This is a genomic window from Streptomyces sp. NPDC046881, from assembly GCF_040645015.1.
In the GTDB taxonomy this organism is placed as follows: Bacteria; Actinomycetota; Actinomycetes; order Streptomycetales; family Streptomycetaceae; genus Streptomyces.
The window spans coordinates 50,267-70,899 of record NZ_JBEYXJ010000027.1; the positions used below are offsets into that span (position 1 = coordinate 50,267).

Annotated in this window: 15 protein-coding genes; 10 read left to right on the forward strand and 5 right to left on the reverse strand. The window is 72.3% G+C overall.

Going from position 1 to position 20,633, the window contains the following annotated elements:
* The first annotated feature begins 28 nt into the window (after positions 1-28).
* Entirely contained in the window at positions 29-1,036 is a 1,008-nt protein-coding gene (locus ABZ923_RS15935; protein WP_361471319.1) for an ABC transporter substrate-binding protein, read from the forward strand.
* A gap of 42 nt (positions 1,037-1,078) precedes the next feature.
* On the forward strand, positions 1,079-2,155 hold the full coding sequence (locus ABZ923_RS15940; RefSeq protein ID WP_361471321.1) for an FAD-dependent oxidoreductase: 1,077 nt from the start codon (positions 1,079-1,081) through the stop codon (positions 2,153-2,155).
* A gap of 12 nt (positions 2,156-2,167) precedes the next feature.
* On the opposite strand, the gene mltG is transcribed toward ABZ923_RS15940, so the two are convergent.
* Positions 2,168-3,061, reverse strand: a complete 894-nt coding sequence (gene mltG, locus ABZ923_RS15945) for an endolytic transglycosylase MltG (RefSeq protein ID WP_361471323.1) — start codon at positions 3,059-3,061, stop codon at positions 2,168-2,170.
* Positions 3,062-3,105: 44 nt separating this feature from the next.
* Entirely contained in the window at positions 3,106-4,908 is a 1,803-nt protein-coding gene (locus ABZ923_RS15950; protein ID WP_361471325.1) for an ABC transporter ATP-binding protein, read from the reverse strand.
* Positions 4,909-5,022: 114 nt separating this feature from the next.
* Between ABZ923_RS15950 and ABZ923_RS15955 the strand changes: the two genes are divergently transcribed.
* The gene (locus ABZ923_RS15955; protein ID WP_361471327.1) at positions 5,023-5,472 is read left to right on the forward strand and encodes a MarR family transcriptional regulator; all 450 of its coding nucleotides are present in this window, start codon (positions 5,023-5,025) and stop codon (positions 5,470-5,472) included.
* A gap of 119 nt (positions 5,473-5,591) precedes the next feature.
* Here ABZ923_RS15955 and ABZ923_RS15960 read toward each other — a convergent pair whose 3' ends face one another.
* On the reverse strand, positions 5,592-7,202 hold the full coding sequence (locus ABZ923_RS15960) for a peptide-N4-asparagine amidase (RefSeq protein ID WP_361471329.1): 1,611 nt from the start codon (positions 7,200-7,202) through the stop codon (positions 5,592-5,594).
* A 146-nt stretch (positions 7,203-7,348) separates the two neighbouring features.
* Between ABZ923_RS15960 and ABZ923_RS15965 the strand changes: the two genes are divergently transcribed.
* Together ABZ923_RS15965 and ABZ923_RS15970 are read left to right on the forward strand one after the other, a co-directional pair.
* A complete protein-coding gene (locus tag ABZ923_RS15965) occupies positions 7,349-8,872 on the forward strand; it encodes a M1 family metallopeptidase (protein WP_361471330.1) in 1,524 nt (507 codons plus the stop codon).
* A gap of 260 nt (positions 8,873-9,132) precedes the next feature.
* Positions 9,133-11,130 (forward strand): N-acetylmuramoyl-L-alanine amidase, encoded by a 1,998-nt coding sequence (locus ABZ923_RS15970; RefSeq protein WP_361471332.1) that lies wholly within the window; start codon positions 9,133-9,135, stop codon positions 11,128-11,130.
* A 40-nt stretch (positions 11,131-11,170) separates the two neighbouring features.
* On the opposite strand, the gene ABZ923_RS15975 is transcribed toward ABZ923_RS15970, so the two are convergent.
* Positions 11,171-11,884 carry a L,D-transpeptidase family protein gene (locus ABZ923_RS15975; RefSeq protein ID WP_361471372.1) on the reverse strand — a complete coding sequence of 238 codons (714 nt, stop codon included), beginning with the start codon at positions 11,882-11,884 and terminating at the stop codon, positions 11,171-11,173.
* A 287-nt stretch (positions 11,885-12,171) separates the two neighbouring features.
* On the opposite strand from ABZ923_RS15975, the gene ABZ923_RS15980 reads away from it, so the two are divergent.
* The 4 genes from ABZ923_RS15980 (at position 12,172) to ABZ923_RS15995 (ending at position 17,162) form a co-directional block, all read left to right on the forward strand.
* Positions 12,172-13,977, forward strand: a complete 1,806-nt coding sequence (locus ABZ923_RS15980) for an ABC transporter ATP-binding protein (RefSeq protein ID WP_361471334.1) — start codon at positions 12,172-12,174, stop codon at positions 13,975-13,977.
* Positions 13,974-15,755, forward strand: a complete 1,782-nt coding sequence (locus tag ABZ923_RS15985) for an ABC transporter ATP-binding protein (RefSeq protein WP_361471336.1) — start codon at positions 13,974-13,976, stop codon at positions 15,753-15,755. The genes ABZ923_RS15980 and ABZ923_RS15985 overlap by 4 nt, the downstream gene beginning before the upstream one ends.
* Before the next feature lie 621 nt (positions 15,756-16,376).
* Positions 16,377-16,847, forward strand: a complete 471-nt coding sequence (locus tag ABZ923_RS15990) for a DUF5709 domain-containing protein (RefSeq protein ID WP_361471337.1) — start codon at positions 16,377-16,379, stop codon at positions 16,845-16,847.
* A 51-nt stretch (positions 16,848-16,898) separates the two neighbouring features.
* Positions 16,899-17,162 (forward strand): type B 50S ribosomal protein L31, encoded by a 264-nt coding sequence (locus ABZ923_RS15995; protein ID WP_358644491.1) that lies wholly within the window; start codon positions 16,899-16,901, stop codon positions 17,160-17,162.
* A gap of 14 nt (positions 17,163-17,176) precedes the next feature.
* Here the strand turns inward: ABZ923_RS15995 and ABZ923_RS16000 are convergent, their stop codons facing one another.
* Entirely contained in the window at positions 17,177-17,971 is a 795-nt protein-coding gene (locus ABZ923_RS16000) for a metal-dependent hydrolase (protein WP_361471339.1), read from the reverse strand.
* Positions 17,972-18,116: 145 nt separating this feature from the next.
* On the opposite strand from ABZ923_RS16000, the gene ABZ923_RS16005 reads away from it, so the two are divergent.
* Positions 18,117-20,630 (forward strand): DUF3516 domain-containing protein, encoded by a 2,514-nt coding sequence (locus tag ABZ923_RS16005; RefSeq protein ID WP_361471341.1) that lies wholly within the window; start codon positions 18,117-18,119, stop codon positions 20,628-20,630.
* Positions 20,631-20,633 lie beyond the last annotated feature (3 nt).

Below are 20,633 nucleotides of genomic sequence, written 5' to 3' on the forward strand. Positions count from 1 at the left end.
GCCCACCCCGAACACGAACGGAACCGCCATGCGACGACGACTCGTCCCCGCCGCACTGCTCCTCCCCTTCGCCCTCCTGCTCACCGCCTGCGGCGGGAACTCGTCCGCCGACACCGGCACCGACGGCTCGGGTTCCGTCACCCTCGACGTCGGCGACCAGAAGGGCGGTTCGGAGGCCATCCTGCGCGCCGCCGGAGAGCTGGAGAACCTGCACTACAAGATCAAGTGGTCGACCTTCACCTCCGGGCCGCCGCTGCTGGAGGCCGTGAACGCCCGGGCCGTCGACATCGGCGGTGTCGGCAACACCCCGCCGGTCTTCGCGGCCGGCGCCGGCTCCAGGATCACCGTTGTGGCCGCCTGGCACGGCACCTCCCGGGGCGACACCATCCTCGTGCCGGACGACTCCGAGCTGACCCGGCCCCGGCAGCTCAAGGGCAGGTCCGTCGCCGTCGCACAGGGCTCCTCCGCGCACTACCAGCTGGTCGCCTCGCTCAAGGCAGCCGGGCTGAGCCTGTCCGACGTCAAGGTGAAGTACCTCCAGCCGGCCGACGCGCTCGCCGCGTTCACCTCCGGCAAGGTCGACGCGTGGGCGGTCTGGGACCCGTACACCTCGCAGGTCCTCCAGGCGAAGCAGGGCCGGGTGCTCACCACCGGTGACGGCATCACCAACGGCCTCACCTTCCAGGTCGCCGCTCCGGCCGCGCTGCAGGACCCGAAGAAGGCCGCCGCCATCAAGGACTACCTGGCACGGCTGCGGCGGGCCACGGCCTGGGTGTCCGACCACCAGGACGAGTGGGCCAAGGTGTGGTCGAAGGACACCGGGCTGCCCTATGAGGTGGCACTCGCCTCCGTGAAGCGGACGAACTCCACCCGGGTCGCGGTCGCCGTCGACAAGCCGCTGGTCGCCTCCGAGCAGCAGATCGCGGACGCCTTCACCGAGTTGAAGCTCATCCCGGGGAAGGTGGACTTCGCCGACTTCGTGGACCGGCGCTACAACGGCGACCTGCCGCCGTCGACGACCCCGGCCAAGGGCTGAGCGGCCGGGAAGAGCCGCGCCCGGCCCGCTGTTGGTTGCGGTGTGAACGAAGTACATGAGGTCGAGGTCGTCGTGATCGGCGCCGGCCAGGCCGGTCTGGCCGCCGCCTACCACCTGCGGCGCACCGGTTTCGAGCCGGGTCGCGATGTCGTGGTCCTCGACCACGCCCCCGGTCCGGGCGGCGCCTGGCAGTTCCGGTGGCCTTCGCTGACGTTCGGCAAGGTGCACGGGATGCACGCGCTGCCCGGCATGGAGCTGACCGACGCCGACCCGGCGCGGCCCTCGGCCGAGGTCGTCGGTGAGTACTTCGAGCGGTACGAGCGCGCCTTCGGCCTGCGGGTACGACGGCCCGTGGACGTGCGCGCGGTGCGCGAGGGCACCGGAGGGCGACTGCTCGTGGAGACCTCGGACGGCACCTGGTCGACGCGGGCGCTGATCAACGCCACCGGCACCTGGGACCGGCCGTTCTGGCCGCGCTACCCCGGCCAGGAGACCTTCCTCGGGCGGCAGTTGCACACCGCGCAGTACGCCGGCCCCGAGGAGTTCGCCGGGCGTCGGGTGGTGGTCGTGGGCGGCGGCGCCTCGGGCACCCAGCATCTGCTGGAGCTGGCCCCGTACGCCGCCGCGACCACCTGGGTCACCCGGCGGCCCCCGGTCTTCCGCGAGGGCCCGTTCGACCAGGAGGCGGGCCGTGCGGCCGTCGCGCTGGTGGAGGATCGGGTGCGTCAGGGGCTGCCGCCGCGCAGTGTGGTCTCGGTCACCGGGCTGCCGCTGAACGACGCGATCCGGCAGGGTCTCGCGGACGGGGTGCTGGACCGGCAGCCGATGTTCGACCGGATCGTCCCGGACGGCGTGGAGTGGCGCGACGGCCGTCGGGTCACCGCCGACGTGATCCTGTGGGCGACCGGGTTCCGGGCCGCGCTCGACCACCTCGCCCCGCTGCGGCTGCGCGAACCGGGCGGAGGCATCCGGGTGGAGGGCACCCGCGCGGTCGCCGATCCACGGATCCATCTGGTCGGCTACGGCCCCTCGGCCAGCACCATCGGCGCCAACCGGGCCGGGCGCGCGGCCGTCCGGGACATCCGGCGGCTGCTGGCGCGGGAGTCGGTCGCCGCCTGAGGTCACGCCGGGTCAGCTGCCCGACGGCTCCGGGGCCGGGGAGCCCAGCGGGCTGCTGCTCGGGGCCTGCGCCGTCGCCGGGCCCTGGTGGACGGCGTTGAAGTCGGCCACGTTCCGCAGGTGCTCGTCGTAGTCCGCGGTGAAACGCGTGTCCCCGGGCTTGACCGTGACGAAGTACAGCCAGTCACCCGGCGTCGGGTTGAGCGCGGCGCGCATCGCGTCCTCGCCGGGGTTGTCGATCGGCGTCGGTGGCAGGCCCATGCGCTGGTGGGAGTTGTAGGGGCTCTCGATCCCGCTGTCGCTCCGGCTCGGGCGATCGGTGTCGCGGTTCAGTGCGTAGTGGAGGGTCGAGTCCATCTGCAGCGGCATTCCGCTGTTCAGCCGGTTGAAGATGACCCGGGCGATCTTGCCCATGTCCGCCTTCGTCGAGGCCTCGGCCTGGACGATGCTGGCGATGGTGACGGCCTGGTAGACGTTCATCGCGTTACGCTGGGCCCCGGCCGCGACGGGTGCGCCGCGGAACCTCTTGTCCGCCGTGTCGACCATGAGCTGCAGCAGGGACGCGGGGGTCGCCCCTTTCCGGACGGGATACGCCGCCGGGAAGAGATAGCCCTCCGGGTTGCCCGCGGCCTCGTTCGGCAGTTTCAGGGGGGCCTTGTCGAGGGACTTGCGGGTGCTGCCCGGGGGCAGCCCGAGAGCCTTGTCCACCGCGTCGTAGACCTGGCCGGCGCGCCAGCCCGCCGGGATGACCAGCGTCGCCGGCTTCTCCTGCTCACCGCCGCCCGCCAGCGTCAGCAGCGGCACCGCCACGGCGGTGCCGGCCACGACGGCGCCGGCCACGAGGAGGGCGAGTCTGCCCCGGCGTGTCAGTCGGATCGTGCTCCGTGGCGAAGTGTTCGTCTGCATGCGGGCACGGTAATACGCATATCACCTCAAACCCGGCATTATGTTCAGTTCGTCGGTTGCAGTTGCGCGTCCCGGCGCACCAGGGCCGCGTACCGCCCGTCCCGCTCCAGGAGTTCCTCGTGCGTGCCGCGTTCGGCCACCCGTCCGGAGTCCAGCACCACGATCTGGTCGGCGCCGCGGACGGTGGACAGGCGATGGGCGATGGTGATCGTCGTGCGGTCGGCCGACAGCGCGTCGATCGCGTCCTGGACGGCGGCTTCGGTACGGGTGTCGAGCGCACTGGTCGCCTCGTCCAGGATGAGGACCGGCGGATCGCGCAGGATGGTGCGGGCTATCGCCAGGCGCTGCTTCTCGCCGCCGGAGAAACGGTGGCCGCGTTCGCCCACGACCGTGTCGTAGCCGTCGGGGAGGGCGGCTATGTGGTCGTGGATCTGTGCCGCCTCGGCCGCCGCGCGCAGTTCCTCGTCGGTGGCGTCCGGCTTGGCGAAGCGCAGGTTCTCCGCGACCGAGGCGTGGAAGAGGTATGTCTCCTGCGAGACGACGCCGACCGCGCGGGCGAGGGTGTCGAAGTCGAGGTCACGGACGTCCACGCCGTCCAGGGTGACGCGGCCGCCGGTGACGTCGTACAGCCGGGGCACCAGGTAGCCGAGCGTGGACTTGCCGGCTCCGGTCGGGCCGACGACGGCGAGGCTGCCGCCGGCCGGCACGGTGACGTCGATACCGTCGAGGACGGGGCCGCCCTTGTCGTCGTACCGGAACTCCACGGCCTCGAAGCGGACCTCGCCCTTGATCTGGTCGAGGCGCACCGGCCGCTCCCGCTCGGTGATGTCGATCGGCAGGTCCAGGTACTCGAAGATGCGCTGGAAGAGCGCCAGCGAGGTCTGGATCTGGACGCCGGTGGCGAGCAGGCTCACGGCCGGGCGGAACAGGCCCTGCTGGAGCGAGACGAAGGCGACGATGGTGCCGAGGGAGACCTCGGGGCCGCCGAAGGAAAGGGCGAGTCCGGCCGTCCAGTAGATGACGGCGGGCATCGCCGCCATGACGATCGTGATCACGGCCATGCGCCAGCGCCCGGCCATGTTGGATCTCACCTCGAGGTCGACCAGGCGCTCGGACTCCTCGGCGAAGGACGCGGTCAGCGAGTCGGAGCGGCCCATGGTGCGGCCGAGCAGGATGCCGCTGACCGAGAGCGACTCGGTGACCGTGGCCGCCATCGCGGCCATCTGTTTCTGCCGCTGGGTGGTGATCTTCTTGCGTTCGTTGCCGACGCGGCGGCTGATCCACACGAACACCGGCAGCAGGAGCAGGGAGACGATCGTCAGCCGCCAGTCCAGGGCGATCATCGCGACGACGGTGGCGACCACACTGGTGGCGTTGGACACCAGGGAGGTGGCGGTGGAGGTGACGGTGGCCTGCATGCCGCCGATGTCGTTGGCGATGCGGGACTGCACCTCGCCGGTGCGGGTCCGGGTGAAGAAGGCGAGCGACATGCGCTGGAGGCGGCCGTAGACCGCGGTGCGCAGGTCGTGCATGACGCGCTGGCCGACGGTGGTCGAGATCAGCGTCTGCAGCACACCGAAGACGCTGGACAGGACGGCGCTCAGGATCATGCCGAGCGCGAGCAGGCTCAGCAGGCCGGTGCGGCCCTGCGGGATCGCGACGTCGAGCGTCTCCTTCAGCAGGAACGGCGTGGCCACCGAGACCAGTGACGAGGCGCCGACGAGCAGGCCGACGACGGCGAGCCGCCCGCGGTAGGGACGGAAGAGCCGCAGAATACGGCGCACCTGCCGGGGCTGTTCGCCGGCGTCGGCAGGTGGGGTCCAGGAGGGTTCACGGTCGGGGTGCATGGGCTCCTACGGGAGGGACGGGCGCCGGTCAGGAGTCGGCCGACGATGACGGAACGGATCGTAGCTCATTGTTACCTATACTCACAATGAACGGCATCCTGATATTGTTCCCGCATGACCACCCCCGATCCGGACGGCCTGCTCGCCGAGCAGTTGCTACGGCTCACCCGCCGGGTGCACCGCATCCAGAAACGCCATCTGGAACAGCGCGACCTGGGCGTCACCCCCGCCCAGTCGCGGCTGCTGCGCACCCTCGCGCACTACGCCTCGCCGCCGCGCATGGCCGACCTGGCCGAGCGCCTGGAGGTCGTGCCCCGCGCGGTGACGACGCTGGTCGACGGGCTGGAGGCGAGCGGCAAGGTACGGCGGGCGCCGGATCCGGCGAACCGGCGCGTGACCCGGATCGAGCTGACGGACGAGGGGCGCGCGGCCCTGCGGGAACTGCGCGGCGCCCGCCGCTCGGCGGCCGAGGAGATACTGGCGCCGCTGACGGAGAAGGAGCGCCAGGTGCTCGGCGTCCTGCTGGACACGCTGATCGACGGGGACGCCGCCCAGCGCTGCTGAACAGGGATGCCCCCCACTTGAACAGAGGTGACCCCCGCTCCGGAGACGGAGCGAGGGCTTGGAGGGCGCCCGCGTCGAGCCGTGTGGATCCGCCCGGCGCGGGACGCGCCACCCCGGTCTCAGCAGCGGCTGCGATCCTCCGTCAGCACCCCCTGGACCGTGGCCAGGGAACGGTCGTAACAGCCGTCCGAGCCCAGGAGGCGGTAGCGCTCGGCCGACGTGCCGACCGCGTGCCGCCGGTCGCGCGGGACGTTTACCGTGTACGTCGCGTCACCGCCGTAGGTGTCGTCCAGCCGTGACCACGCGGTGCGCCGGCCGCCCTCGCGGACCACCGCGGAAGCCCGGTCGCCGAGGGTCAGCACGGTGCGCAGCCGGTCGTCCGGGCCGAGGGTGGTGGCGCCGTTCACGGTGTACGTCCGGTGCGTGCGCGTCGTCCGCGCGGGACCGTGGCCGGCGGTCCGGACCGTCTCGTCGTCGGTCCAGCTCGCGTCGAGTCCGTCCGTGTTCTCCCCCTCGGTCCAGCGGTGCACCGAGGTGTTGGCGAGCGTACGGGTGACGGTGGTGGTCACGCGCCCGTGCGAGGTGTCCAGGTACCCGGAGACGGTGAGCGCGTGCCCGGCCTCGGTCCGCACCCGGTTCTCCGTCCCCGGCGTGAGGACGGAGGAGTTGGCGAGGTCGGTCGCCTTGTCCTCGGTGAGCGCGCCGGGGACGTGGGCGCGGTGCGCGTCCTGCCAGACCAGCACGTTCACGGGGGTGCTCCAGCCCGACTGGCCCGCGGGCACGCCGACGACCGACACCTCGACGCGGTGCGGGCGCCCGTCGTTGAGGAGGCCGGCGAAGGGCGTGAGGTCGTACTCGACGGGCCGGACGTCGAAGGCGCGCGGGGCCGGGACGACGTACCAGAGGAAGGGGTTGGACCAGCCGCCCGTCCACACGTTCGGGAAGGGCGCCGCGATGCCGGCGAGCCGGCCGTCGACGGTGATCTGCACCTCGCGGTAGGGGCCGTGGTCGGCCTTGCACGAGTACGACGCCGGGTCGGCCACGGTCAGGTACCAGAACTCCTCGCACCCGCCGCCCGAACCGGTCGCGTACACCTCGGCGACGATCCGTTCGCTGTTGCGCGGGGTGGTGAGTGTCGTGCCGGAGTGCGTGTCGGCGAGGGTGAGGACGCGGTCGGGGGCGGGGGTCGCGGGGCGGCCGGCGTAGAAGGTGAGGGTGACGTGCACGTCGATGACACCGGTGTAGGTGTCGTCCACCACGTTGCCGATCAGCATCTCGACGTCCCGGGAGCCGCGGAAGGTGTCGCTGTAGCGGGTGACGTCCTTCTCGACGTGCCATTCGATGCCGTCGGGCGAGGGTTCCGGCGTGGAGGTGCGCAGAATCTCGACCCCGCCGACGTGCAGATAGCCCAGCCGGTCGTACTGACGGCCCTTCACCTTGCCGTCGAGGCGCAGGACGACCTTGCTCCAGCGGTCACCGCAGCCTTTCGGGGGCGTGTACGTGCCCCGGTACGGCGTGAAGTCGCGGAATTGCACGTCGGCGAGGGTGACCTGACAGGACGTGGTGTGCGGCCGGTCGACCGGCGGGGCCGCGGTCACCGGGTCGTGCCAGTCGGTGCCGAACTCGGCCGGCACCTCGGCGGCCCGGGCCACCGGTGTGCCCGTGCCGAGGAAGGCGCTCACCAGGAGGGTCGCTCCGGTAAGCATGGACATGACCATCCGTCTTCTCATGGCCGGTGTTCTACGGGGAGTCGGACCGCCCCGCAATGACGCCTCGGCAGATCGGCGCGATGCGAACGGCCACCGCGCGGCCCGGACGGGCACCCGGCGACGGAACATTTAGTGATATAAGCGGATCTTACTGGCATAGTGCGCTCATGGAGATCGCAAAGGGGTCACTCTCCCGCCGCACGGCCCTCGTCCTCACCGTCGTCGGAGCGGGCGCGGTCACCGGCGCCGCCGTCCTCGCCGGCACGCTCCCGCACGGAGCCGAGGGCTCGCCCGCACCCGGTCCGGCCGCCTCGTCCGGACCGCCCCCGGCCCCCGGCGCACCGGGCATCGGCGACCCGCTCATGCCGCTCGCCGGCAACGGCGGCTACACCGTCCGCCGTTACACGCTCGACTTCGACTGGCGGGCCCCCCGGACGCCCTTCGAGGCAGGTGCCACCATCAGTGCCACCGCCACCCAGGCCCTGTCCCGCTTCGATCTCGACTTCGCGGGCAACACGCTGCACCGCGTCACCGTCGACGGCGCACCGGCCACCGCCCGCCGCGACGGCGACGAACTCGTCGTCACTCCCGTACGGCCGATCCCCCGCGGCCGTCCGTTCACCGTCCGCGTCGCCTACACCGCCGACCCGACCCAGGGCCGGCACCGCGACGACGCCATCCAGGACTACGGCTGGGTCCCCACCCCCGACGGCACCCTCGTCTGCGCACAGCCCGACGGAGCCCGGATGATCTTCCCGGCCGACGACCACCCGAGCCTGCGGGCACCGGTCACCTTCCACATCACCACCCCCGCGGGGCTGAGCGCGGTGGCCAACGGCCGGCTCGTCGGCACCGTCCGGCGCCCCGACGGCCGCACCCGGTGGACGTACGACTCCGAGCAGCCGATCGCGCCACAGCTCGTCCAGCTGGCGATCGGGAGGTTCACGTTCGTCGACAGCAGCGGCCCGCGCGGGCTGCCCGTCCGGGACGTGGTCCCCGACCGGCTGGTCACGGACACCGAGGCGTACCGCTCGCTCACCCCGGAACACCTGGCCTGGCTGGAACGGCGGCTCGGCCCCTATCCGTTCCGCCGCTACGGCGTGCTGGTCGGGGACACCGACCTGCCGGTGGCACTGGAGACCCAGTCGCTGTCCGTCGTACCGCGGGAGGACCTGCTGGGCGACCGGGTCGACGCCGAGCGCAACCTCGTCCACGAGCTGACACACCATTGGACGGGTGACAGCGTCGCCATCCGGCGCTGGTCCGACCTGTGGCTGAGCGAGGGTCACGCCCGCTTCTACGAACGGCTGTACTCCGACGAGCACGGGGGTGTGAGCCTGGAGTCCGCGATGCGGGCGGCCTACGAGCAGCACGACCAGTGGCGGCACGACGAGGGGGCACCCGCCGAGCCCACCGCGGACACCCTGTTCAAGGTGATGCGGTACGACGGCTCGGCACTCGTGCTGTTCGCGCTGCGGGAGAAGGTCGGCGGGGAGACCTTCGACCGGATCGAGCGCGCCTGGGTGAGCGAGTACCGGGGCCGCGCGGCCGGCACCCGGGACTTCGTCGCGCTCGCGTCCCGGGTCGCGGGCGAGGACCTCGGCCCGTTCCTGGATCCGTGGCTCCACGGCACGCGCACCCCGCCCATGCCGGGCCACCCCGACTGGCAGACCGACCCGGTCGAGGACTGAGCCGCGCGCGGACTCGCGTGGTTGCCCCAGGCAGCGGAGCCGCTGCCGCCGACCGGGTGGCCTCTGCCGGGCCGCTGGTCCACCCCGGTGACGCTCGCCACGACACGGCGGGCAGGGCACGGAAACGTACGAGGGGTGGCACCACGGCAACTCCTTTGTCCTGGTTGCGAGCGAGCGTGGTTGGGAGAGCCTCTGCGATGAGAAGAAATGTTTCTGCACATGTCCCCGCGGCCATCCGGAGATGCCGTCTGACGGCTTGTGTGATCGCGGGGGCGGCTCTCCTGCCGCCGCTGCTGATCCTCCCGACGTCCGGCTCCGACGAGGCGGCGGACCGGCGTCTGCAGGACGCCTTCACGGACGCAGCGCGCGAGTTCCAGGTGCCGCGCAGTGTGCTCATGAGCGTGTCCTACATGCAGTCGCGCTGGGACTCCCATCCGGGCGCGCCCAGCGTCACGGGCGGCTTCGGGCCGATGCACCTGATCGACGCCGAACGCGTCCGGCCGTCCCAGCCGGCGCCGCGCCCCGAGGCACCGATCGGCGACAAGGCGCAGCCGCGCACGGGGGCGGCGGGGTCGTCCGGTGGCGCGACGAGGTCGTCCGGTGGCACGGCGGGATCCTCCGGGGACCCGGTCGGACCCTCCGGGGGGGCCGCGGGCGGCCATGCCGTGGAGCCGGCGGACCTGCAGCACGCGGCACGCCTGATCCAGGCCCCGGCCGGACGGCTGCGCACGGACGCCGTCGCCAACGTACGCGGCGGGGCGGCACTGCTGGCCGCCACGCAGCGACAGCTCGGCAAGCCTTTGAGCAACAACCCGGCGGACTGGTGGGAGACCGTGGCGCGGTTCCCGGGCACCCGTGACGTCGCGTCAGCCGCGGCCTACGCCGACGACGTCTTCGCCCTGATCCGCCGGGGCGCGCACCGCACCACCGCCGAGGGGCAGGACGTCACCCTGCCCGCCACTCCCGGCCTGCGGCCGCACCCGCGCACCCCCCGCTCGCAGGGCCCGCAGCGGCCGAAACAGGTCGAGTGCCCCGCCGAACTGGTCTGTGACTGGCTGGGCGCGCCGTACGAGGAGATCGGCGACAGCTACGGCAACCACGACCTGGCCGACCGGCCCAGGGACCAGCCGATCGAGTACATCGTCATCCACGACACCGAGGCGGAGCTGCCGAGCATGTTCCAGACGGTGCAGGATCCGACGGAATCCTCGTGGCACTACTCGATCCGCTCCAGCGACGGTCACGTCACCCAGCACATCAGGACCAAGGACGAAGCCTGGCACTCGGGCAGCCAGTTCGTGAACGCCCGCTCCATCGGCATCGAGCACGAGGGGTTCCTCACCCAGCCGGGCACCTGGTTCACCGAGCGGATGTACCGGTCCTCGGCGCGCCTGGTGCGGTACCTGGCGAACAAGTACGACATCCCGCTCGACCGGCAGCACATCTTCGGCCACGACAACGTGCCCGCCCCGACCGCCGACACCATCCCCGAGATGCACGACGACCCGGGCCCCTTCTGGGACTGGCGGCACTACTTCGACCTCCTCGGCGCACCGCTGCGCGCCACGGCGGGACCCGACAGCGACATGGTCACCATCCTGCCGGACTACGGCAAGCACAAACCGCCGTTCACAGGGTGTGCCGGAAGTGGTTCACCGTGTCGGCCGCACGGCTCCAGCGCCGTCCGGCTGTACACCGCGCCGGACGAGAAGGCCCCGCTGATCCAGGACCCGGGCCGCAAGCCGGACGGCGACGACTCCACGATGGACGTCAACGACCTGGGGTCGCGCGTTTCCGCCGGTCAGACCTTCGCCGTCGCCGACCGCAGCGGCGACTGGACGGCGATCTGGTTCCAGGGGCGCAAGGCCTGGTTCAAGAACCCCAGGCAGCAGCCGACCGCCGTCGGCGCGGCCGGGCGCATGGTCACGCCGAAGGAGGGCCTGGACGAGATCCCGGTGTTCGGGCGTGCGCTCCCGGAGGAGGAGGCCTACCCGGACGACATGGACGAGCCGACCGAGTCCCCGCTGCCGTACAGCTTCCTGGCGGGCCAGCGGTACGTGACCCAGGCCGGCGTCGGCAGTTCCTACACCGCCAAGTCCTTCAGCGACACGCCCAACCCGGTGGTCTGGGGCCGGGAGCGGTACTACGAGATCCAGTTCGGCCACCGGCTCGCCTACGTCCGGGCGAGCGACGTGGACGTGGTGGGCACCGCGGCGGCGGGATCGCCGGGACACCAGGCCGATCCGGTCCAGCAGTAGCGCCGTCGACGCCGGCGACCGGCTGTCGGACCGGGTCGCCTCACCAGGCGGTCAGCGTGGCCCTGTCCCCCATCACCACCACGGGGTCGCCGGCCGGGTCCAGCGTGCGCAGCAGCACCTCCATGGCCTTCCTCGAGACGCTGACGCAGGCCGAGGTGCCGCTGCCGTGGTCCATGTGCAGCCAGATGCCGCCGCCCTTGTCCGTGCCCCAGGGGCGGGTGGCGTCGCGCGGCGGGGTGCCCTTGACGCGGTTGTAGTCGATGGCGATGACGTAGTCGAAGTCGTGCCGGTGCGCCGCGTCCCACTCGGGCGGGGGTGCATAGGCGCCCTCGTCCCGGTCGTAGGGCAGCCTGGTACCCGGGTCGGCGAGCACACCGCCCGCGTCGGTGAGGGTGAACACGCCGACGGGGCTGCGCTGGTCGCCCTCGTGGTGGTGCGTGGTCCAGCCGCCGCGCCCGTTGTGCGCGGGCCAACTGCCCACCGTGCGCCACCGGGCGCCCTGCCGCGTGTACAGCACGACCCGGGAGACGGCCGAGTCCCGGTGCTCGCCGTACACGGCCACGACCTGGCGGGAGTCGGCGGGGATCCGCCGGTACAGGCGGTCGCCGACGCCCGGTACGCGGGTCGGGCCGGGGGTGGCGGCCGTGGGGGCGTGCCGGCCGCGGGCGCCCTGCGCGCCGTGGGTGGGGACCGGGGAGCCGCACGCGGAGAGCGTCGCGAGGAGGGTGCCGAGGGCCGCCACCGCGACCGTCATGCGCCGCACGGGGTCGATCTGCACCTCTCCATGCTGTCATCGCGGCGCTGCTGATGGTGTGCCCTTTCGAGCCGTCACCGTGCCGGGTGACGGGGCCGCCCGGGGCTTGACGGGCGGGCCGACGGGGGCCGTGGCCGGAAGTGGGCGGATTTCGCGGGCCGTCAAGGAAAACCGTTTGAAATTCACCACTCTGCGACGCGAACCTTTCACGGCTTGTTGCCGCTCACCGCGGCTTTCCGCTGTTGTCCTCCTTCCTGCCCTCCCCTGACACGAGCCACTGGGACCTCATGCAGATTCAAGACCTTCCGTATCCCGACCCGGGTGTGCCGGACACGCGTTCGGGCCCTCGATTCCTGTGGTGGCTCTGGCGCAACCAGCTGGGCGGGCAGCTGAAGTCGCTCGCCTGGGGCCTGCTGCACTTCGTCTCCGTCTCCGCCCTGCCGTTCTGCGTCGGTCTCGCCGTGCAGGCGGCCATCGACCGCTCCGGCAGGAGGCTCGCCCTGACGGGTGGTCTGATGCTGCTCTGCGGTCTGGGCATCGCGCTCGGCGACACCTTCCTGCACCGGGCCGCCGTCACCAACTGGATCACCGCCGCCGCCCGTGTCCAGCAGCTGCTGGCACGCAAGGCCGCCCACCTCGGATCCGCCCTGACCCGGCGGGTGGCCGCCGGTGAGGTGGTGGCCGTCTCCACCGGCGACGTGGAGAAGATCGGCTGGTTCGTCGAGGCCGTCTCCCGTTTCTCCGCCGCCGCGCTGACGGTCGTGGTCGTCTGCGTCGGCCTGCTCGTGTACCAGCCCGCGCTCGGCGTGGTCGTCGCCCTGGGCCTGCCCGTCGTGGCGCTCGCGGTCCTGCCGCTGCTGCCTCGGGCGACGCGCCGTGCGGACGTGCAGCGCGAAAAGGCGGGCCGGGCCACCGAGCTGGCCTCGGACACCGTCGCCGGACTGCGGGTGCTGCGCGGCATCGGCGGCGAGGAGCTGTTCCTGGACCGCTACCGCCGGGCCTCCCAGGAGGTACGGCACGCCGCCGTGCGCAGCGCCCGCATGTGGTCGCTGATCTCCGCCGTCCAGGTACTGCTGCCCGGGCTGCTGCTGATCGCCGTCGTCTGGTACGGCATCGACCTGGCCCGCCAGGGCCGGATCACGGTCGGCGAACTGGTCACCGTCTACAGCGCGGTCATGATCCTGAACTACCCGCTGCGGCACTTCGAGGAGATCGCCATGGCGTACTCCTTCTCCCGCCCCTCGGCCAGGCGCGCCGCCCGGGTGCTGGCGCTGGAGCGGTCCACGGCCACCGACGGCACCCGCGCGGCCGAACTGCCGGACGGCGACCTGTACGACCCCGCGACCGGTCTACTCGCTCCCGCCGGCCGGTTCACCGCCGTGGTGTGCGGCGACCCGGACGCGGCGGGCCGGCTGGCCGAGCGGCTGGGCGGCCACCCCGCGGAGCCCGGCCGGTCGGCGCTGCTCGGCGGAGTGCCCCTGGACGAACTTCCTCTCGACAGCGCCCGGACCGCCGTCCTCGTCCAGGACAAGGACCCGGTGCTCCTCTCCGGCACCCTGCGCGACCTGCTCGACGTGCCCGCCTCCGGAGCCGTGCCGGCCGCGGACGCGCTGGCGGCGGCACAGTGCGAGGACGTGCTGGACGCGCTCGTGCAGGGTTCGCTCGACGCCGCCGCCCCGATGGACGCCCGTATCACCGAGCGCGGGCGCTCCCTGTCCGGCGGCCAGCGCCAGCGGCTCGCCCTGGCCAGGTCGCTGATCACCGACCCGGAGGTGCTGGTGCTGGACGAGCCGACCTCCGCGGTCGACTCGCACACCGAGGCCCGGATCGCGGACGGACTGCGCCGGCTGCGGTCGGGGCGGACGACCGTGGTGTTCACCTCCTCCCCGCTGCTGCTCGACCGCGCGGACCGGGTCGCCCTGGTGCACGACGGTGAGGTCGTGGCGGTCGGTGTCCACCGCGAACTGGTCGAGAACGAGCCGCGGTACCGGGCCGTGGTGACCCGCGAGACCGACGAGGAACTGTCCGCGGCCGACGAGGGCATCCTGCTGGACGCGCTCCAGGAACTGGAAGAGATCGAGGAGAGCGCATGATCGGCGTAGCGCCACCGGCGTACGACCCGGCGGCCCCGACGACCGCCACCACCCTGCCCGTCGGCGCCGCCGCGACCGTGCGCGCCTACGTCACCGAGCTGTTCCGCCGGCACCGGCGGGCCTTCCTGCTGCTCATCGCCGTCAACACGGTGGCCGTGATCGCCTCCATGGTGGGCCCGTACCTGCTCGGCGGTCTGGTCGAGCGGGTGACGGACGAGGCCGCGGAGCTGCATCTGGGTCTGACCGCCGGGCTGTTCGTGCTCGCCCTGGTCGTGCAGGCCGGGTTCGTCCGGCAGGTACGGCTGCGGGGCGCGATGCTCGGCGAGCGGATGCTGGCCGACCTGCGCGAGGACTTCCTCGTCCGGTCCGTCGGGCTGCCGCCGGGCGTGCTGGAGCGCGCGGGCACCGGCGACCTGCTCTCCCGCATCACCACCGACATCGACCGCCTCGCCAACGCCATGCGCGAGGCCGTGCCCCAGCTGGCCATCGGCGTCGTGTGGGTCCTGCTGCTGCTCGGCGGGCTGGTCGTGACGGCCCCGCCGCTGGCCGCGGCCGTGCTGCTCGCCGTACCAATCCTGGTGATCGGCTGCCGCTGGTACTTCAAACGGGCGCCGGCCGGCTACCGCTCGGAGGCCGCCGGGTACGCCGCCGTCGCCGCCGCGCTCGCCGAGACCGTGGACGCGGGCCACACCATCGAGGCGCACCGCCTCGGCGCCCGCCGCGTGGCCCTGTCCGAGCGGAGGATCTCGCAGTGGGTCGCGTGGGAGCGCTACACCCTCTGGCTCCGCTCCGTGCTCTTCCCGGTGCTCAACACCGTTCACCTCCTCGTGCTCGGTTCGGTCCTGATGGTCGGCGGGGTGTTCGTCCTGCACGGCTGGATCGGGGTGGGCCAGCTGACCACCGGCGCGCTCATCGCGCAGATGCTGGTCGACCCGGTCAACCTGATCCTGCGCTGGTACGACGAGGTGCAGGTCGCCCAGGTGTCGCTGGCCCGCCTGGTCGGTGTCCGGGACATCGAGCCCGACGCCGGGGACGCCTCGGTGGCCCCGGAGGGACGGGTCGTGCACGCCGACCGGGTGCACTTCGGCTACCGCGAGGGCGTCGACGTGCTGCGCAAGGTCTCCCTGGAGGTCGCACCCGGCACCCGGCTCGCCCTGGTCGGCCCGTCCGGCGCGGGCAAGTCCACCCTGGGCCGGCTGCTCGCCGGGATCTACGCGCCCCGGGACGGCCGGGTCACCCTGGGCGGGGCCGAGCTGTCCCGGATGCCCGCGGAACGCGTCCGCTCGCACGTCGCCCTCGTCAACCAGGAGCACCACGTCTTCGTGGGCTCCCTGCGCGACAACCTCCTCCTGGCCCGCACCGGCGCCACGGACGCCGAGCTGTGGGCGGCCCTCGGCGCGGTCGACGCGGACGAGTGGGCGCGGGCGCTGGACGACGGCCTGGACACCGAGGTGGGCTCCGGCGGTCTGGCGCTCACCCCGGCGCAGGCCCAGCAGATCGCGCTGGCCCGGCTGGTGCTGGCCGACCCGCACACGCTGGTCCTGGACGAGGCGACCTCGCTGCTCGACCCCCGCGCGGCCCGCCACCTGGAACGCTCCCTGGCCCGGGTCCTCGACGGCCGCACCGTCGTCGCCATCGCCCACCGTCTGCACACCGCCCACGACGCCGACGTGATCGCCGTCGTGGAGAACGGCCGCATCAGCGAGCTGGGCAGCCACGACGACCTGGTCGCAGCCGAGGGCGCGTACGCGGCGTTGTGGCGGTCCTGGCATGGGTGAGGGCGGCCTGGCGAGGGCCGGCTGAGCGTCTGCGCCGACGAGGCGGTCGGGTGGCCTTGCTCGCTGGGGGTGCAGGGGGCCGCCCGCTTCGGCGAGGGAGTGGTCGGGCCGGCCTCGCGCGCCGGGAGGTGCGCCCCGCCCGCCGTGGGCGGGGCGCAGCCTGTGCCGGCGGGTGTCGCCTCGGCCGACCGGGGTGCGGCCCGCCCGCGGCGGCGAGGGGGCGCCCCGGCTCGCCGGGGGTGTGTGTCCAGGTGGGCGGGGCTCGTCGGCCCGGGCCGCCGGAGGCGCGGCCGGCCGGCCGAGGTGCCAGGTGCCCGCACAGGCCCGCGGCCCCCGGTACCGCCCCCGCTGCCGCCGGCCGGGAACCGGGGCGCGAGGGGGTCGGCCCCTTCGGGTGCCGGGGCGGCGGGACGCGCGCCGGTCCGGTGCCGGGCGTGGCGTCCCGCCGGGACCCGTGCCGTTGCGCGGTGGCAAGCAGGGGTGGAAGGCTGGAAAGCGGCACCAGCCCGGGGTACATCCGGGAACCAGGAGGTTCGCGGCGGGTGACTCCGCGCCCTGCGTGCCGACGGCCCGCCGTCCGCTGGGGCGGCACCCGGCCGTCCTCACCACCTGGAGGTAGTCGTGGACAGCGCCGACGGTTGGGGGGACGACGTCTACCAGCCCGATCCCGCGGAGATCCGGGAGGACTCGGGGGTGCTCGACGTCGAGGACACTCTGGACTTCGACGGCGTCGCCGACCCCCTCGACCGCGGCTGGTCCCCTCCCGAGCGACCGTGGGCGGTCGAACACACCGGTGTGACGGCGGCCGAACGCCAGGCGGGCGAGACCCTCGACCAGCGGCTCGCCGAGGAGATGCCGGACCTCACCGCGCCCGACGGCGACGGCATCGGCGATTGCGCAGGCACCGACGGGGAACTCCTCGACAACGAGGTCGGCGACTCCCGCTCCGGCCGGCTGGTGGCCCCCGACGAGGGCGCGCACGAGGACGATGAGGCCGCCCTGGTCGCCACCGACGTCGGCATCGACGGCGCCGCCGCCACCGCCGAGGAAGCCGCCATGCACATCGTCGACGAGGACACCCTTCCCGGCTGAGCCGGACCCCGCGGATCCGCCCGTCCCGACCGCCCCGCACGAGGAGCCGCCATGCAGCAGGACCAGCACCCCGACTACCACCCGGTCGTCTTCCGCGACCGCGCCGCCGGCTACGCCTTCCTCACCCGGTCCACCGCACGGAGCGAGCAGACCATCGACTGGGACGACGGACAGACGTACCCGGTGATCGACGTGGAGATCTCCTCGGAGAGCCACCCCTTCTACACGGGCAAGGCCCGCACGGTCGACACCGAGGGCCGTATCGCCCGCTTCGAGCGCCGGTACGGCGCGGCGGACGCCGGCGAGGCGACCTGATCCCGGCGGCGTCCTCAGATCACGTTGAGAGCCGCGGCGCAGCCCACTCCCCCGAGCAGCATGAACACCGGCATGAGCACCTTCAGCTCGACCCAGCTGCCCGCCCGGAACCGCATCGCCTTCGGCGGCCCCAGCGGGTACCAGCGTTTGCGGCCCACCGGGATCGGCCACAGGATCGGGCAGCCGGACACGGTCAGCGCGTCCCCGATGTCGTGGACCAGCGCGCCCAGCACGACCGGCAGCCCCAGCCACAGGTACTCCTGCCCCGGCGCGGTGAACAGCCAGTCGGAGCCGTTGCCCGGCTTGTCCAGCACTCCTGCCAGGATCCACGCACTGGTCGCCGCCAGCAGCCAGACCAGGACATCGCTGCTGGAACCGCGTGCGGCCCGCCACAGCAGACCCTCGATCGCGAGCACCATGTGCACGAACAGGATCCCCAGCACCGCCCACCGGCCCCCCGTGATCGCCCCCACGGAACAGCCGGCACCGATCAGGACCGCCCACAGCCAGGTGTGCGTCAACGTACGGTGACCGCCGGAGCGGCGCGGGTCGCCCTGCTTCCTGGTCGCCTTGTAGACGGCGTACGACAGCTTGTCCACGATCTCGCAGACCCAGCGGGAGACCGGCCCGAAGGCCCGGGAGATGGTGGCCGCCTTGTGATCGAGGTCCGGGGCGAGCGCGGCGCCGGCGCAGATCAGCGCGCCGGACAGGAGGACCGGCCAGGGCATCGGGTGCCCGGCCGCGGCGGCGGCGGCTCCGACGCCCAGCCAGGCCGCGGCCCCCGACAGTGAGTGTGCTGGTCCCATCATGGCCGCTGCCCGCCCCATTCCTCGTGCGCCGCTGTCCAGTTGATCCGATGCGCTGACGCTGCGTCGGCGACACAGCGTAGCGGCCGTGATCTTCGCACCCGCAGCCGATTCCCCGCTCGGGCCGAAGGCCAGGCAAGATGGGGGCGTGACCCTCATCGATCAGCTGCCGCCGACCGCCGACCCCGACGCCCTGTACGAAGCCTTCGAGTCGTGGGCGCAGGAGCGCGGCCTCACCCTCTATCCCCACCAGGAGGAGGCGTTGATCGAGGTGGTCTCCGGGGCGAACGTGATCGTCTCGACACCCACCGGCTCGGGCAAGAGCATGATCGCCGCGGGTGCGCACTTCGCCGCGCTGGCCCGGGACGAGGTCACCTTCTACACGGCACCGATCAAGGCCCTGGTGTCGGAGAAGTTCTTCGAGCTGTGCAAGCTCTTCGGCACCGAGAACGTCGGCATGCTCACCGGCGACGCCTCCGTGAACGCCGACGCTCCGGTGATCTGCTGCACCGCCGAGGTGCTGGCGTCGATCGCGCTGCGCGACGGCAAGCACGCGGACGTCGGCCAGGTCGTCATGGACGAGTTCCACTTCTACGCCGAGGGCGACCGCGGCTGGGCCTGGCAGATCCCGTTGCTGGAACTCCCACAGGCACAGTTCATCCTGATGTCGGCCACTTTGGGCGATGTGTCCTTCTTCGAGAAGGACCTCACCCGCCGTACCGGCCGCCCCACCGCGGTGGTCCGCTCGGCGACCCGCCCGGTTCCCCTCTCTTACGAGTACAAGCTGACCCCGCTCACCGAGACGCTCACCGACCTGCTGGAGAGCAAGCAGGCCCCGGTGTACATCGTGCACTTCACGCAGGCGCAGGCAGTGGAGCGGGCGCAGGCGCTGATGAGCATCAACATGTGCACACGGGAGGAGAAGGACCAGATCGCCGAGTTGATCGGCAACTTCCGCTTCACCACCAAGTTCGGCCGGAACCTCTCGCGCTACGTGCGGCACGGCATCGGCGTGCACCACGCCGGCATGCTGCCCAAGTACCGGCGCCTGGTGGAGAAGCTGGCCCAGGCCGGTCTGCTGAAGGTCATCTGCGGCACGGACACCCTCGGCGTGGGCGTCAACGTGCCCATTCGCACGGTGCTGTTCACGGCGCTGACCAAGTACGACGGCAGCCGGGTGCGCACCCTGCGGGCCCGGGAGTTCCACCAGATCGCGGGACGGGCCGGCCGGGCCGGTTTCGACACCGCGGGTCTGGTCGTCGCGCAGGCGCCGGAGCACGTCATCGAGAACGAGAAGGCGCTGGCGAAGGCGGGCGACGACCCCAAGAAGCGGCGCAAGGTCGTGCGCAAGAAGGCGCCGGAGGGCTTTGTCGGCTGGACGGACAACACCTTCCAGAAGCTGATCGAGTCGGAGCCGGAGCCGCTGACCTCGCGATTCCGGGTGACGCACACGATGCTGCTGTCGGTGATCGCCCGCCCGGGCAACGCGTTCGAGGCGATGCGCCATCTCCTGGAGGACAACCACGAGCCGCGCAGGCAGCAGCTGCGGCACATCCGACGGGCGATCGCGATCTACCGCTCCCTGCTCGACGGCGGGATCGTGGAGAAGCTCGACAAGCCGGACGCCGAGGGCCGCATCGTCCGGCTCACGGTCGACCTCCAGCAGGACTTCGCGCTGAACCAGCCGCTGTCCACGTTCGCCCTCGCCGCGTTCGAACTCCTCGATCCCGAGTCGCCGTCCTACGCCCTCGACATGGTCTCCGTCGTCGAGTCCACCCTGGACGACCCGCGACAGATCCTCGTCGCCCAGCAGAACAAGGCCCGCGGCGAGGCCGTGGCCGCGATGAAGGCCGACGGCGTCGAGTACGAGGAGCGCATGGAGCGCCTCCAGGACATCACCTACCCGAAGCCGCTGGAAGAGTTGCTCTTCCACGCGTACAACACCTACCGCAAGAGCCACCCCTGGGTCGGTGACCACCCGCTGTCGCCGAAGTCGGTGATCCGGGACATGTACGAGCGGGCGATGTCCTTCACGGAGCTGGTGTCCTTCTACGAGCTGGCCCGCACCGAGGGCATCGTGCTGCGCTACCTCGCCAGCGCCTACAAGACCCTGGACCACACGATTCCGGACGACCTGAAGTCCGAGGACCTGCAGGACCTGATCGAGTGGCTGGGCGAGATGGTCCGCCAGGTGGACTCCAGTCTGCTGGACGAGTGGGAGCAGCTCGCCAACCCGGAGGAGATGACCGCCGAGGAGGCCCAGGAGAAGGCCGACGAGGTCAAGCCGGTCACCACCAACGCCCGCGCCTTCCGCGTCCTCGTCCGCAACGCCATGTTCCGCCGGGTGGAGCTGGCCGCCCTCGACCACGTCGAGGAACTCGGCGAGCTGGACGGCGAGTCCGGCTGGGACGCCGAGGCCTGGGGCGAGGCGATGGACAAGTACTGGGACGAGTACGAGGACCTCGGCACCGGTCCCGACGCCCGCGGCCCCAAGCTGCTGGTCATCAAGGAGGAGCCGGAGAACGGGCTCTGGCGCGTCCGCCAGATCTTCGACGACCCGAACGGCGATCACGACTGGGGCATCAGCGCGGAGATCGACCTCGCGGCCTCCGACGCCGAGGGCCGCGCCGTGGTCCGCGTCACCGATGTCGGCCAGCTGTGAGCG